The 12,765-nt window shown below is 69.8% G+C and carries 15 protein-coding genes; 9 read left to right on the top strand and 6 right to left on the bottom strand.

All coding sequences use genetic code 11. The annotated features are described in order from the left end of the window. Positions 1–106: 106 nt before the first annotated feature. A complete protein-coding gene (locus ACDP63_RS14020; protein WP_028709929.1) occupies positions 107–589 on the top strand; it encodes an Lrp/AsnC family transcriptional regulator in 483 nt (160 codons plus the stop codon). A 49-nt stretch (positions 590–638) separates the two neighbouring features. On the opposite strand, the gene ACDP63_RS14015 is transcribed toward ACDP63_RS14020, so the two are convergent. From ACDP63_RS14015 to ACDP63_RS13995, 5 genes are all read right to left on the bottom strand, one after another. Then, positions 639–1,742, bottom strand: coding sequence for a pyridoxal phosphate-dependent aminotransferase (locus ACDP63_RS14015; protein WP_024843180.1), 1,104 nt, complete (start codon positions 1,740–1,742; stop codon positions 639–641). Between the two features lie 192 nt (positions 1,743–1,934). Then, complete coding sequence (locus ACDP63_RS14010) at positions 1,935–2,171, bottom strand: Lrp/AsnC ligand binding domain-containing protein (protein ID WP_024843181.1); 237 nt, start codon at positions 2,169–2,171, stop codon at positions 1,935–1,937. Positions 2,172–2,202: 31 nt separating this feature from the next. Beyond that, positions 2,203–3,579: an MATE family efflux transporter gene (locus ACDP63_RS14005; RefSeq protein WP_024843182.1), complete on the bottom strand. Its 1,377-nt coding sequence runs from the start codon at positions 3,577–3,579 to the stop codon at positions 2,203–2,205. A gap of 56 nt (positions 3,580–3,635) precedes the next feature. Then, entirely contained in the window at positions 3,636–4,286 is a 651-nt protein-coding gene (locus tag ACDP63_RS14000; protein WP_024843183.1) for a murein L,D-transpeptidase family protein, read from the bottom strand. Continuing rightward, entirely contained in the window at positions 4,283–5,467 is a 1,185-nt protein-coding gene (locus tag ACDP63_RS13995; RefSeq protein ID WP_024843184.1) for a MalY/PatB family protein, read from the bottom strand. Before ACDP63_RS13995 ends, ACDP63_RS14000 begins: the two co-directional genes overlap by 4 nt. A gap of 92 nt (positions 5,468–5,559) precedes the next feature. On the opposite strand from ACDP63_RS13995, the gene def (ACDP63_RS13990) reads away from it, so the two are divergent. The 7 genes from def (ACDP63_RS13990) to fmt all read left to right on the top strand — a co-directional run bounded on the left by def (ACDP63_RS13990) (position 5,560) and on the right by fmt (position 11,535). After that, positions 5,560–6,081 (top strand): peptide deformylase, encoded by a 522-nt coding sequence (gene def, locus ACDP63_RS13990; protein WP_024843185.1) that lies wholly within the window; start codon positions 5,560–5,562, stop codon positions 6,079–6,081. Then, positions 6,074–6,628 carry a peptide deformylase gene (locus tag ACDP63_RS13985; protein WP_024843186.1) on the top strand — a complete coding sequence of 185 codons (555 nt, stop codon included), beginning with the start codon at positions 6,074–6,076 and terminating at the stop codon, positions 6,626–6,628. Before def (ACDP63_RS13990) ends, ACDP63_RS13985 begins: the two co-directional genes overlap by 8 nt. Before the next feature lie 286 nt (positions 6,629–6,914). Continuing rightward, positions 6,915–7,415, top strand: a complete 501-nt coding sequence (gene def, locus ACDP63_RS13980; protein ID WP_024843187.1) for a peptide deformylase — start codon at positions 6,915–6,917, stop codon at positions 7,413–7,415. A gap of 231 nt (positions 7,416–7,646) precedes the next feature. Further along, positions 7,647–7,814 (top strand): hypothetical protein, encoded by a 168-nt coding sequence (locus ACDP63_RS13975; RefSeq protein ID WP_155984336.1) that lies wholly within the window; start codon positions 7,647–7,649, stop codon positions 7,812–7,814. Positions 7,815–8,114: 300 nt separating this feature from the next. Further along, positions 8,115–9,752 carry an alpha/beta hydrolase gene (locus ACDP63_RS13970; RefSeq protein ID WP_024843188.1) on the top strand — a complete coding sequence of 546 codons (1,638 nt, stop codon included), beginning with the start codon at positions 8,115–8,117 and terminating at the stop codon, positions 9,750–9,752. After that, positions 9,737–10,615, top strand: a complete 879-nt coding sequence (locus ACDP63_RS13965) for a dienelactone hydrolase family protein (protein WP_024843189.1) — start codon at positions 9,737–9,739, stop codon at positions 10,613–10,615. The genes ACDP63_RS13970 and ACDP63_RS13965 overlap by 16 nt, the downstream gene beginning before the upstream one ends. 26 nt (positions 10,616–10,641) lie before the next feature. Then, positions 10,642–11,535, top strand: a complete 894-nt coding sequence (gene fmt, locus ACDP63_RS13960; RefSeq protein WP_024843190.1) for a methionyl-tRNA formyltransferase — start codon at positions 10,642–10,644, stop codon at positions 11,533–11,535. Here the strand turns inward: fmt and ACDP63_RS13955 are convergent. Beyond that, entirely contained in the window at positions 11,532–12,032 is a 501-nt protein-coding gene (locus tag ACDP63_RS13955; protein ID WP_036764680.1) for an ABZJ_00895 family protein, read from the bottom strand. The genes fmt and ACDP63_RS13955 overlap by 4 nt on opposite strands. A gap of 158 nt (positions 12,033–12,190) precedes the next feature. Between ACDP63_RS13955 and ACDP63_RS13950 the strand changes: the two genes are divergently transcribed. Continuing rightward, the gene (locus ACDP63_RS13950; RefSeq protein WP_024843192.1) at positions 12,191–12,739 is read left to right on the top strand and encodes an HdeD family acid-resistance protein; all 549 of its coding nucleotides are present in this window, start codon (positions 12,191–12,193) and stop codon (positions 12,737–12,739) included. Positions 12,740–12,765: the final 26 nt, after the last annotated feature.

Genomic DNA, 12,765 nt, shown 5'->3' with positions numbered 1-12,765 from the left:
TTCCTCTGGCATCTATATAGAAAAAAATCCCCCATATTGACGAGTGGGGCAGAAAAATAAGAAACATCTCCGCATGTCAGCCGCGCAGCAAGGACGAGGTTTCACAATGAGCGACAACAGGCAAACTCCCATCCGGCTGGACGACACCGACCGCAAAATCCTGTCCCTGCTGCAAGAGGACGCCACGCTGTCGCTCGACGACATCGCGGCACGGGTGGGGGCCTCGAAGACCCCGGTCTGGAACCGGATTCGCAAGCTGCGCGAGGCCGGGGTGATCCGGTCCCAGGTGGCGCTGCTCGACCCCGATGCGCTGGGGCTCGACGCCTGCTTCTTCGTGCTGATCCGCACCAGCGAGCACGACCCGGACTGGGCGCGCCGCTTCCTGGCCGCGGTGCGCGCCCGCCCCGAGGTGATCGAGGCGCACCGGCTGGCCGGCGACATCGACTATATCCTGAAGGTGCGGGTGCGCAATGCGCGGGCCTATGACCGCTTCTACCAGGCGCTGATTTCCGAGGTGAGGATCCATAACGTCACGGCGCTTCTCTCGATGGAAGAGCTTAAGGCGACCACGGCGCTTCCCCTGGACTGACCGCCGCCGGCGGCGCGGCCGCAGGGGTATTTGTGAAACGGTGAAACGCTCAGGCCAGCGCCCTGAGCGCCCTGGGCAGCGCCTCGGCGAAGGCGGCCATCTCGGGTTCGGGGCCGCAGGAGACGCGGATGCAGCGATCCATCGGCGCAACGCCGGGCATGCGCACGAAGATGCCCTCCTGCGCCAGCGCATCCAGCAGGGCGCGGGCAAAGGCGCCGTCGCGGCCGCAGTCGACGGCGACGAAATTCGTGGCCGAGGGCAGCGCCTCCAGCCGGTTCTCGCGCGCGATCGCGGCGATGCGCGCGCGGGCGGCGGCGGTTTCGGCCAGGACATGGGCCAGCCAGTCGCGATCCTCCAGCGCGGCCAGCGCGCCGGCCTGGGCGATGCGGCCGATGCCGAAATGGTTGCGGATGCGGTCGAAGCCGGCGATCAGTTCCGCCGGGCCGATGGCATAGCCGATCCGCGCCCCTGCCATGGCATGGGCCTTGGAGAAAGTGCGGAAACGGATCGCCCGCGCGTCCTCGGGCTCGATGCGGGGGATGGCATCGGCGGGAGCGAATTCGGCATAGGCCTCGTCCAGAACCAGCAGGCTCGTCTCGGGCAGGGCGCCCAGCATGGCCTCGATGCGCCGGCCGGGATGCCAGCTGCCCATCGGGTTGTCGGGGTTCGCCAGATAGACCAGGCGCGCGCCATGGCGATGCGCGGCGGCGGCCAGCGCCTCGGGATCCTCGGCATCGTCGCGATAGGGCACCTTGACCAGCCGGCCGCCGAAACCCGCCACGTGATAGTTGAAGGTCGGATAGGCCCCGTCCGAACTGACCACCACCTCGCCCGGCGCCACCATCAGCCGCACGAGCAGGCCCAAGAGCCCGTCGATCCCCTCGCCGACCATGATGTTCTCGGGTGCGACGCCGTGATGCGCGGCCAGCGCATGGCGCAGGTCGTGGGTGTCGGGATCGCCGTATTTCCAGACCTCCGCCGCCGCCCGCGCCATGGCCGCGACCGCCCTGGGCGAGGGGCCGAAGCCGTTCTCGTTGGCGCCCAGCCGGGCGCGGAACGGCGCGCCACGGCGGCGCTCCAGCGTCTCGGGGCCGGTGAAGGGAACGGTCGCGGGCAGCGCGGCGGGAATGGGGGCAAAGCGAAAGCGCATCATGGCGCCACAGAAACCCCAAACTCCGCCCCTGCGCAAGGGCCGCGCCGGCCTGCCGGCTTCTTCCTTGGACAAATATCCTGGGGGGTGAGGAGCGCCCGGAAAAAGGTCCGCCGGACCTTTTTCAGCGACGAACGGGGCGAAGCCCCAGGGCGCAGCAGGCGCGGCGGGGACACCCCCTGGAAAGCCTTGCCCCTAGAACGCCTTGAAGGTGATCGTCGTCAGCGTGCGCACGATATGCGGGATGTCGAACAGCTTTTCGGAGAGATAATGCCCGACATCCTGGTTCTCGGGCACGTAGATCTTGGCCAAGAGGTCGTAATCGCCCGAGGTCGAGTAAAGCTCGCTGACGATCTCGCGGTCATAGATCGCATCGGCGACCTCGTAGGTCTTGCCGGGCGAGCAGCGGAACTGGACGAAAACCGGGCGCATGGCGAACCTCTCGATCTCTTGCCGCGTCAGACTAGACCGCGCGCGCCTCGCGGGTCCAGTCCCCGCGCGCGAAGCCGCGCCAGAAGCGGCGCATCAGCAGCACCGCGGCCAGGCTCAGCCCCGCGACCAGCCCCAGCCACAGGCCGGCCGGGCCCATCCCGGCGACGAAGGCCAGCCCGTAGGCCACCGGGATGCCTACCAGCCAATAGCTGATGGCCGCGATCACCATGGGCACGCGCGTGTCCTGCACCCCGCGCAACAGCCCCAGCCCAATCACCTGCATCGCATCCGTCAGCTGAAACAGCCCGGCATAGAACAGCAGTCCGGCCGCGATCCCGACGATGGCCGGGGTCTCGGGATCCGAGGCATCCAGGTAGAGCCCGACCAGCTGGCGCGGGAACAGCTCGAAAGCCGCCATGGCCAGCGCGGCGATCACCACCGAAACCGCGGTCACCGTCACGCCGGCGTCGCGCATCCAGCGGCCGTCGCCCCGGCCCTTGGCCTGGCCGATGCGCACGGTGGCGGCATTCGACATGCCCAGATGCAGCATGAAGGTCAGCGAGGCGAGCTGCAGCGCGATTCCGTGCGCGGCCAGCTCGCGCGTGCCGATCCAGCCCATCATCACGTTCGAGCCGACGAAAAGCCCGCCCTCGGCCACCATGGTCAGCCCGATGGGCAGGCCCAGCACGAAGACCGCCCGCATCCCCGCCCAGTCGGGGCGCCAGAAGCGCCGGAACAGCTGGTATTTGCGCGCCGCCGGCAGCCAGGCCGCATAGGCGGCGATCGCCAGAAGCTGCGAAAACTGCACGGCGATGGCGGCGATGGCGGCGCCCCGCACCCCCAGTTCCGGCGCGCCCAGATTGCCGAAGATCAGCAGCCAGTTCAGCACGATCACCAGCGGCAGACCCGCCAGCGTGATCCACAGCACCACCTGCGGCCGCTCCATCGCCGCCAGGTAGCTGTTGAGCGTCAGCTGGCACAGCATCGCGATCAGGCCGAAGCCGGCGATGCGCAGGTAGTCCTGCGCCAGCCGCGCCACCACCGGCTCCTGGCCGATGGCCAGCAGGATCGGCTCGGAATGCCACATGGCCGGGATCACCGCCACGGCGAAACCCAGCGACAGCCACAGCGCCATCCGGGCCGAGCGGCGCACCTCGACCTCGTCGCCCCGCGCGATGGCGGTGGCGATCAGCCCCATGACGCCGATACCGAAGCCCATGCCCAGGAAGAACAGGATGTTGAAGAAGGACACGGCGATAACCAGCGCCGCCAGCTCCTCGACCCCGTACCAGCCGACCATGACGGTATCGGCGACATGGATGGCCATGCGCGCCAGGTGGCTGCCGACCAGCGGCAGCCCGAGCGCGAGCGTCGCGCGCAGATGCGGGGCGTAGCGGTGAAACGTCATGCCCCTGCCTTATCCTTGGGCAAGGGCTGCGGCAAGGCGTCGCGCCGCGTCACGGCTCAGGGCCGGATCTCGACCTCGGTGCCGATGCGGGCATGGGCGAAGATCTCCTCGATCTCGGCATTGTCGACGGCGATGCAGCCGGCGGTCCAGTCGCCCTTGACGCGAAAGCCGTCGGGCAGCTGGTTCGGCTGACCGTGGATCATGATGTCGCCGCCGGGGCTGACGCCTAGCCGGCGCGCCGCCTCGCGGTGGCGGGGCTGCGGATAGTCGATGCCCAGCGACAGGTGATAGGCGCTTTGCCGGTTCAGCCGGTCGATGCGGAAAATGCCCTCGGGCGTGCGGCCATCGCCCTCGCGGCTCTTGTCGCCCTCGGGCGCGAAGCCCAGGGCGATGCGGAAGGTCCGGGGCGGGCCGCTTTCCTGATACACCGTCATGCGGCGGGCGGATTTCTCGACCAGGATGCGCTGGACCGGCGAGGCGATGGGCGCCTCCGGCCTTGCCGGCGGGCGCTGGAAGACCGGCGGCAGGGTGATGCGCGGCAGCCGGAACTCGGGCAGGCGCAGATCGGGCAGGCGCGGCCAGTGCCAGCCGGCCGCCGGCGGCTGCGGCACCGGGACGGGCGCGGGCTGCGGCGCCCAGATCAGCCACAGCCCCCAGAGCACCGCCGCCAGGCACAGCACCGAGAAGAGCCCGCCCAGCCGTCTCATTGCAGGTCGCGGAACGCCTCTTGCAGCCGCGCCACGGCCTCGGCCACCCGGGCGCGGGGCGTGGCGATGTTGAAGCGCAGGAAGTCCTCGCCGCCGGTGCCGAAACTGCCGCCGTGGTTGACGGCGATGCGGGCGCCATGCTCGACCCGGCGGGTGAACTCGGCGCGCTCCATGCCGGTGCCCGAGAAGTCGAGCCAGGCGAGGTAGGTCGCCTGCAAGGGCATCGAGCGCAGGCCGGGAATGATGTTCACGCCCTCGTCGAACAACCGCCGGTTGCCGTCCAGATAGGCCACCAGCGCATCGACCCAGGCCGCGCCCTCGGGCGAATAGGCAGCGGCGACCATGCCCGGCCCGAACAGGCCGGGCGAGATGCCCAGGGCCATCAACCGGGTTTGCAGGCGCTTGCGCAGCCCCTCGTCGGCCACGATCAGGTTGCCGATATGGGCGCCGGCGATGTTGAAGGTCTTGGTGGCGGCGGTCAGCGTCACCAGCCGCGGCGCGGCCTCGGGCGCGACGGTCGCCAGCACCGAATGGCGCGGGCTGCCGGGCAGGACCAGGTCGTGGTGGATCTCGTCCGAGACCAGGATCAGGTCATGGGCGGCGCAGAAATCGGCGACCTCGCGCAGTTCCTCGGCGCTCCAGACCCTGCCGCCGGGATTGTGGGGCGAGCACAGGATCAGCATCCGCTCGCGCCCGGTCAGCAGCTTCCGCCAGCCCTCCCAGTCCATGCGATACTGCCCATCCCGGATGGCCAGCGGGAACTCGGCCACCTCGCGGCCTGACGCGCGGATGACGCGGGCGAAGGCGTGATAGACCGGGGTCATGACGATCACCCGGTCGCCCGGCCGGGTGAAGGCATCGACGCAGACCGCCGTGCCGTTGACCAGCCCATGCGCCGAGAGGATCCAGTCCGGCTCGATCTGCCAGCCGTGGCGTGTCTCCATCCACCAGCGGATCGCCTCGAGATAGGCCGGGTTGGCGCCGGGATAGCCATAGACGCCATGCGCCGCCATCGCCTCGACCGCGCGCTGCACCGAGGCCGGCGGGCGGAAATCCATGTCCGCGACCCACATCGCGATCCCGTCCTGGGGCGAAACGCCGTAGATCGCCTGCATGTCGTCCCATTTCGAGCAATGGGTGCCGGTGCGGTCGATGATCTCGTCGAAATCGGGCTGGACCATGGTTTCCCCTCGTTTTCCGTTCGGGCGCTTTCTGTTCGGGGGCAGCATAGCGGCTTGTTGCGCAAGGCCAAGGCTTGCCCTAGATCACGGTCATGACATTGCGCAGCATCATCCTCCACCCCGATCCGCGGCTGAAGAAGCCCTGCGAGCCCGTGGCCCGCATCACCCCCGAGATCGAGACCCTGGCCGCCGACATGCTGGCCACCATGTATGACGCGCCGGGCGTGGGTCTGGCCGCGCCGCAAGTGGGCGTGCTGTCGCGGCTTTACGTCATGGATTGCGAAAAGGATCCCGAGGCGCCGCGCAACCCCATCGTCATGGTCAACCCCGAGATCACCTGGCGCTCGGAGGCGCTGAACACCTACGAGGAAGGCTGCCTGTCGATCCCCGAGCAATATGCCGACGTGACGCGGCCGGCCGAGGTCAAGGTGCGCTGGCTCGGCCTGGACGGCAAGACGCATGAGCGGGATTTCGAGGGGCTCTGGGCCACCTGCGCCCAGCACGAGATCGACCATCTCGACGGCAAGCTGTTCATCGACTACCTCAGCCCGATCAAGCGCCAGATGATCACCCGCAAGATGGTCAAGCTTAAGCGCGAGCGCGGCCGTGCCTGAGCCCCTGTCGGGCCAGGATGCCGCGCAGGCGTCCAGGGGGCCCGACCCCGCCGCGCTGGCCGCCCGCGGGCGCATCCGCCCGATCCTGGTCCATCCCCACCCGGCGCTGCGCCAGGTCTGCGCGCCGGTGGGGCGGCTGGGCTGGGACGCGCTTTCGCAGCTTGCGGCCGACCTGCTGGCGACCATGTATGACGCCGGCGGCCGCGGCCTGGCCGCGCCGCAGATCGGCGAGTGCTGGCGCATCTTCGTCATGGATCACGGCTGGAAGGCCGGCGCGCCCCTGCCCCGCGTGGTTCTCGACCCCGAAATCCTGCCCCTGGGCGGCATGGTCGAGACCCTGGAGGAAGCCTGCCTCTCGATCCCCGGCCGGCCGGCTGCGGTAAGCCGGCCGGTGACGGTCTCGATGCGCTGCTTCGACCTGATGGGGACGCTGCAATTGCTGACCCTGGCCGGCATCGAGGCCCGCATCGCCCAGCACGAGGCCGACCATCTGGACGGCCGGCTGATCCTCGATGCGCTGGACGGCCGGGATTCCACCGTGCGTTAAGCCGGCCTTAACCGTTTCGCGATAGACCGGGGGAGCAGATGCCGCCGCCGGAGTCGCCGCTTGTTCCCGCTGTCCCAGATTCTCTGCTTTCTCGCCGGCCTCTGGCTCGGCCGGCGGCTGGCCCGCCGCCGCGAAGGATGCCAGCCGTCCCACGACGAATGGCGTGCCTATGGGCAGGGCGCCTTCCATGTCCGGCGCGATTCGCGGCGGGTGGACAGTCCGGGCCGGATTTACCTTCATTCCCCGCCGTGGTAGCCGGGCGGCCATCCCTGACAAGGCCGCCCCGATGACCGTCCGCCCCTTCCTGCCCTATGCCGACCGCCGCCTGCACATGCCGGCCGAGCCGGTTCCCGCGATCACCGAGACCGTGCGGATGATCTGGGACGACATGATCGACACGATGGAGGCGATGCCCGGCGTCGGCCTTGCCGCGCCGCAGATCGGCATCATGCAGCGTCTGGCGGTGGTGGACGCATCCGACAAGCGCGGCCAGGCCCTGCGCATGGCCAATCCCGAGATCCTGCACGCCAGCGTGCAGCTGCGCGCCCATGAGGAGGCCAGTCCGAACCTGCCCGGCGTCTCGGCCCGGATCGAGCGGCCGCGCGCCGTCACCGTGCGTTTCCTCAATGCCGATGGCGAGATCGAGGAGCGGGATTTCGTCGGCCTCTGGGCGACCTCGGTGCAGCACCAGATCGACCACCTGAACGGGCGGCTTTATGTCGATCACCTTTCGCCCCTGCGCCGCAAGATGCTGGTGGCGAAATCGGCCAAGCTGGCCCGCCGCTGACCGGATCGCGCGCCACGCACAGCGCGGGTCTAGCTGGAACCGCTGTCGCCCCATTTGGGCGCGCTGGGGAGAGTGCAAGGCCGCAGGGGTATTTGGAAAACGGTGAAAGGGCTTTCTGCGCAAGCGGCCGGGGCAGTTGCCCGCCGGCGCGGCGCTGGAGGACGAGGGTTTTCTGCGCGCGGTGAGCGGGGGTGGGAACCTGTCACGATCTGCCTGGCGCAGCAGGACCGCATGGGCATCCCCGACGCCAATGGTATCCAGGCGCGGCGGGAAATCGCGCTGGAAACGAAAATGACGGCCGGGGTGATCCGACCGTCGCGCGGAGGGCTATCTGGACACATCACCTGTCTGGCTCGCCCACGCCACGAATATCGCGCTGAAACGGGGGATTTTCAATGACGGGCATCAGCGTCAGGACCGAGCGCGACACGACCGAAGCCCAGACCCGCCTTCACCAGCGGGTGAAGCTCGGGCTTTCTGCACGCAAGGAGCCGGGTGCGGCGCGGGGCGCGGGAAGGGGACCGCGACGGCAAGCGCTTTTCTTTGCCGCCCCGCCCCCTTAACCTCGGGGGCGAACGGGCGGAGGGAACGCGCCCTCCGACAGGCCCCGCCCCCTGTGCATCCTGGGGCCGGAGCCCTTTCCCGCTGCCACCTGCCCGCCGCCCGTGCGGGCATAGCCCGAGGGACGCCAGGCCAGAGATGTTTTCCGTGCTGCCCCTTCTTGCCGGTCTGCTGTTCTTCGCCGCCTCGCTCACGCCTTCGCTGATCCCGAGGGACTGGCTGATGCAGGGCGTGCTGGCCGGTGTCTCGATGGCGGCGGGCTATGTGATGACCCAGTTCCTGCTGGCGCTGTGGCGGGCGCTGGAACTGCCGGTGCTGCGGGGCCGGCCGGCGCGCATCGCCCATGCGGTCCTGGCGGTGCCGGTGCTGGTCCTGCTGGGCCGCGGGGTGATCCTGTCGGGCGAATGGCAGAACAGCATCCGCGCCCGCATGGGCATGCCGGACCTGGAGGTGAACAATACCGCCAAGATGCTGGCCCTGGCGCTGGCGGTGTTCCTGGCGCTGTTCGTGATCGGCAAGGCGATCCAGGCGCTGTTCGACCTGCTGCGGCTGCGGCTGGCGCGCTATATCCCGGTGCGCAGCGCCAATGTGCTGGGCCTGCTGCTGGCGGCGCTGATCGTGGTGACGCTGACCCGCGACGGGGTGGTGAACGGGGCGATGCGCATCGCCGACAGTTCCTATGCCGCGGCCCAGCACCTGACCGATCCCAGCGTGCCAGCACCCGCCGAATCCTGGCAGCCCGGCTCGGCCGCGTCCGGCATCGACTGGGAGCTGATGGGCAAGCCGGGGCGCGACTTCGTGCTGGGCGGGCCGCGCGCCCGCGCCATCTCGGGCTTCACCGGCCACCCGGCCAAGGAGCCGCTGCGCATCTATGTCGGCCTGGCCCAGGACAAGAGCCCCGAGGCCCGCGCCCGGCTGGCGCTGGACGAGATGCTGCGGGTGGGCGCCTTCGAGCGCAAGGTGCTGGTGCTGGCCAGCCCCACCGGCACCGGCTGGATGGACCCGGCCAGCTATGACGCGCTGGAATACATGCATGGCGGCGACGTGGCGACGGTAGCGGTGCAATATTCCTATCTGCAAAGCCCGCTGGCGCTGATCTTCGAGACCGAATCCGGCCTCGAGCAGACCACGGCGCTGATGCGCGCGGTCTACGAGCATTGGCGCCACCAGCCCCCGGACCGGCGGCCGCGCCTGTATCTGCACGGCATCTCGCTGGGCGCCTGGTCGTCCATGTATGCCTTCAACCCGTTCCAGATGATGAACGAGCCGGTCGCCGGCGCCTTCTGGGTAGGCCCGCCCTTTACCTCGACCCTGTGGCGGCAGGCCAACGGCGCGCGCCAGCCCGGCAGCCGCTTCGTCCTGCCCGAGCTGGATGAGGGCGAGGTGATCCGCTATGCCAGCCAATACGCGCCGCCCGACCGCATCGGCCGGCCCTGGGGGCGGCTGCGCATCCTGTTCCTGCAATATGCCAGCGATCCGATCGTGTTCTACGATCCGGCCTCGCTGTGGCGGGCGCCGGAATGGATGCGCGAGGCGCCGGCGCCCGATGTCTCGCCCCGGCTGCGCTTTACCCCGGTGGTGACGCAGCTGCAGCTGGCGGTGGACATGCTGGTCTCGACCTCGGCGCCGCCGGGCTTCGGCCATAGCTATCACGCCCGCGACTATATCGACGGCTGGGTGGCGGTCACCGCGCCCGCGGGCTGGACGGCGGCCGATACCGAACGGCTCAAGGCGATCTGCGGCCAGGAAGGGCGACTCGGATGCGCAAACGGCTGATCCTTGCGGCGGCGCTGCTGGGGCTGGTGGCCCTGGCGCTGGCGCTGAACACGGCGCGCAACTATGCCGGCTGGCAGCCCGCGACCGAGACCCCGGCCGAGCGGCTGGCCCGGCTGGAACCGCATTGGCGCATCCTGCGGCCGGACAGTCCCGGCCCGCATCCCGCCGCGGTGCTGCTGTCGGGCTGCGACGGCGTGCATGACAACATGGACTATTGGGCGCAGCAATTCGTGGCCATGGGCCGGGCGGCGCTGATCCTGGACAGCCATGCGCCGCGGCTGCTGGACAAGGCGCAGGCCTGGCGGGCGCTCTGCGCCGGGCAGGTGCTGCCGGGGGCCGAGCGCGCCGGAGACCTGGCCGTGGCGCTGGCGGCGCTGCGGCGGATGCCGGGCATCGACGCCTCGGATGTGGCGCTGCTCGGCGCCTCGCATGGCGGCTGGACGGTGATGGAACTGCTGCGCGCGCTCGGCGAGGACGAGCCGCCGCCCGGCCTGACCGCCTGGCCCGCGCCGCGCGGCAGCCTGGCCGCGCCGCTTGGCCCGGTGGTGCTGCTTTATCCCTATTGCGGCCTCTTGAACGGCGCGGCCAAGGGACCGTGGCCCGGCCATGTGCAGGGGCTGATGCTGCTGGCCGAGCTGGATTCGATCACCGATTCCGCCGATTGCCAGAGGATGGGCGAGGATCTGGTCGCGCAGGGCGCGCATCTGGCCGTCATCACCTATCCCGGCATCAATCACGGCTTCGACCAGCGCGAACGCTCGTCGCTCTCGCCGCTGGAGTTCGACCCGGCAGCACGGGCGCAGGCCACCCGCGACATCCGCGCCTTCATGCAGGGTTTTGCCGCGCCCGCGACCGGGATATGAGGCGGCAAGGACAACGGAGGGCAGCGATGCGCGTCATCTTCATGGGCACACCCGATTTCTCGGTCCCGGCGCTGCGGGCCATCGCCGCGCGGCACCAGGTCGTCGCGGTCTATTCCCAGCCGCCGCGCGCGGCCGGGCGCGGACAGAAGCCCCGCCCCTCGCCCGTGCATCGCGCCGCCGAGGAACTGGGCCTGCCGGTCCGCACGCCCGAGCGGCTGAAAGCGCCGCAGGACCAGGCGGATTTCGCCGCGCTCGCCGCCGATGTGGCGGTGGTGGTGGCCTACGGGCTGATCCTGCCGCCGGCGGTGCTAGAGGCGCCGCGGCTGGGCTGCCTGAACATCCACGCCTCGCTTCTGCCGCGCTGGCGGGGGGCGGCGCCGATCCATCGGGCGATCATGGCCGGCGATGCCGAGACCGGCGTCGCCATCATGCAGATGGAGGCGGGGCTGGATACCGGCCCGGTGCTGGCCGAGGCGCGCACCGCCATCGGCCCCGAGGACACCACCGCCGACCTGCACGACCGGCTGGCCGAGATGGGTGCGGCGCTGATCGTCGAGACCCTGCACCGCCTGCCCCTGCCCGCCCGGCCGCAGCCGGCCGAGGGCGTGACCTATGCGCAAAAGATCGACAAGGCCGAGGCGCGGATCGACTGGACGCGGCCGGCCGCGCAGGTCGACCGGCAGATCCGCGGCCTCTCGCCCTTTCCCGGCGCCTGGTGCCTGATCGGGGGCGAGCGGGTGAAGCTCTTGCGTTCGCGCCTCGCCGCCGGTCCGGGCGCGCCGGGCCGGGTGCTGTCGGGCTTCACCATCGCCTGCAGCGAGGGCGCCATCGAGGTGCTGGAGGCGCAGCGCGAAGGGAAGCGCCCGATGCCCGCGGCCGAGATCCTGCGCGGCATGACCCTGCCCGAGCGGTTGGGCTAGCCCTGCCGGGCAACCTTGCGGGCAGCCCGTTCGGCGACCTTTTCCGCCGCCTTGCAGCCCTGGCGGATGCCCAGGCCCAGTCCGATGCGGGCGACCGGCACCAAGAACAGCGCCGCCCCCGCCAGCACGACCCAAAGCATCTCGCGCCCGGATTGCGATAGCCGGCCAAAGGCCGGAAATTGCGGGATACGGGCCGGGATCGCCACGATCACCGCGGCGTGAAAGATCGCCAAGAACAGCATGCAGAGCAGCGCGGCCCGCAACATCCGCCCCGGCGCGGGAACGGCGTTTTCGCGGCGATACCAGAGATGACCCGAGGTCAGGCTCGCGATGAAGACCAGGATCAGGCCCGCCGCGTCGTTCCGCAACTCGATGCCATGACCCGCCGCCATGAAGGCCAGCAGCCCGAACAGGACCATCCCCCCAAACCAGACCCCGAAGAAATGGATCACCAGCCGCATCGCGGAAACCGGCCTCGCGGTATTGCCTGCGCCCATTGCTACCCTCTTTCCCCGGACCATGGCTCCCGGTGCGGGAACAGGGCAAGGACAAAACGGACAAATTTGTGCCGCATGCCCCCGCCTCGCCAGGCATTTGTACCCTGCACGGGTATGCGGTCTAATCGCGCGCATGGTATGATCCAAGAGGTGCGGCGATGGAAAACCTGATCCGGGTGATGGCCGATCACTGGTGGATGCCGCTCTTGCGCGGCATCGCGGCGATCCTGTTCGGCCTGATGGCGCTGATCTGGCCGGGGCTGACCGTCTATGCCCTGCTGCTGGTCTTTGGCGCCTATGCGATCTTCGACGGGGTGATGGCGATCGTCACGGCCTTCCGGCGCAAGGCGGAGGACGACCGCTGGTGGGCCTGGGGGCTGGACGGCGTCCTGTCGATCATCATCGGCCTAATGGCGCTGTTCTGGCCGGCGGCGACGGCGCTGGCCTTCATCATCTGGATGGCCGCCTGGGGCGTGGTCGCCGGCGTCTTGCGCATCATCGCCGCCCTCCGGCTGCGGGACGAGATCGAGGGCGAATGGGCGCTGGGGCTCAGCGGCTTGCTGCTGGTCGTCTGGGGCGTGCTGATGGCGCTGGTGCCGGCCGCGGGGCTCTTGGGCATCGCCTGGCTGATCGGCCTGTTCGCGCTGCTGATCGGCGTGGCGATGATCGTGCTGGCCTTCCGGTTGAAGGGGCTGAAGCCGGTCTAGGTTGCGCGGTTGCCGGAGTATTTGGG

It is taken from the genome of Paracoccus sp. P2, assembly GCF_046335115.1.
In the GTDB taxonomy this organism is placed as follows: Bacteria; Pseudomonadota; Alphaproteobacteria; order Rhodobacterales; family Rhodobacteraceae; genus Paracoccus; species Paracoccus pantotrophus.
Note: the sequence above shows the minus strand (reverse complement) of the source record. Positions and strands in the feature narration are given on the sequence as shown.

Coding starts and splice junctions, on each gene's coding strand:
- ACDP63_RS13950 (WP_024843192.1), top strand. CDS start 12,191: ATGGAAAACCTGATCCGGGTGATGGCCGATCACTGGTGGATGCCGCTC.
- def (WP_024843187.1), top strand. CDS start 6,915: ATGACCGTCCGCCCCTTCCTGCCCTATGCCGACCGCCGCCTGCACATG.
- def (WP_024843185.1), top strand. CDS start 5,560: ATGACATTGCGCAGCATCATCCTCCACCCCGATCCGCGGCTGAAGAAG.
- fmt (WP_024843190.1), top strand. CDS start 10,642: ATGCGCGTCATCTTCATGGGCACACCCGATTTCTCGGTCCCGGCGCTG.
- ACDP63_RS13970 (WP_024843188.1), top strand. CDS start 8,115: ATGTTTTCCGTGCTGCCCCTTCTTGCCGGTCTGCTGTTCTTCGCCGCC.
- ACDP63_RS14000 (WP_024843183.1), bottom strand. CDS start 4,286: ATGAGACGGCTGGGCGGGCTCTTCTCGGTGCTGTGCCTGGCGGCGGTG.
- ACDP63_RS13995 (WP_024843184.1), bottom strand. CDS start 5,467: ATGGTCCAGCCCGATTTCGACGAGATCATCGACCGCACCGGCACCCAT.
- ACDP63_RS14015 (WP_024843180.1), bottom strand. CDS start 1,742: ATGATGCGCTTTCGCTTTGCCCCCATTCCCGCCGCGCTGCCCGCGACC.
- ACDP63_RS14005 (WP_024843182.1), bottom strand. CDS start 3,579: ATGACGTTTCACCGCTACGCCCCGCATCTGCGCGCGACGCTCGCGCTC.
- ACDP63_RS13965 (WP_024843189.1), top strand. CDS start 9,737: ATGCGCAAACGGCTGATCCTTGCGGCGGCGCTGCTGGGGCTGGTGGCC.
- ACDP63_RS14010 (WP_024843181.1), bottom strand. CDS start 2,171: ATGCGCCCGGTTTTCGTCCAGTTCCGCTGCTCGCCCGGCAAGACCTAC.
- ACDP63_RS14020 (WP_028709929.1), top strand. CDS start 107: ATGAGCGACAACAGGCAAACTCCCATCCGGCTGGACGACACCGACCGC.
- ACDP63_RS13955 (WP_036764680.1), bottom strand. CDS start 12,032: ATGGGCGCAGGCAATACCGCGAGGCCGGTTTCCGCGATGCGGCTGGTG.
- ACDP63_RS13975 (WP_155984336.1), top strand. CDS start 7,647: ATGGGCATCCCCGACGCCAATGGTATCCAGGCGCGGCGGGAAATCGCG.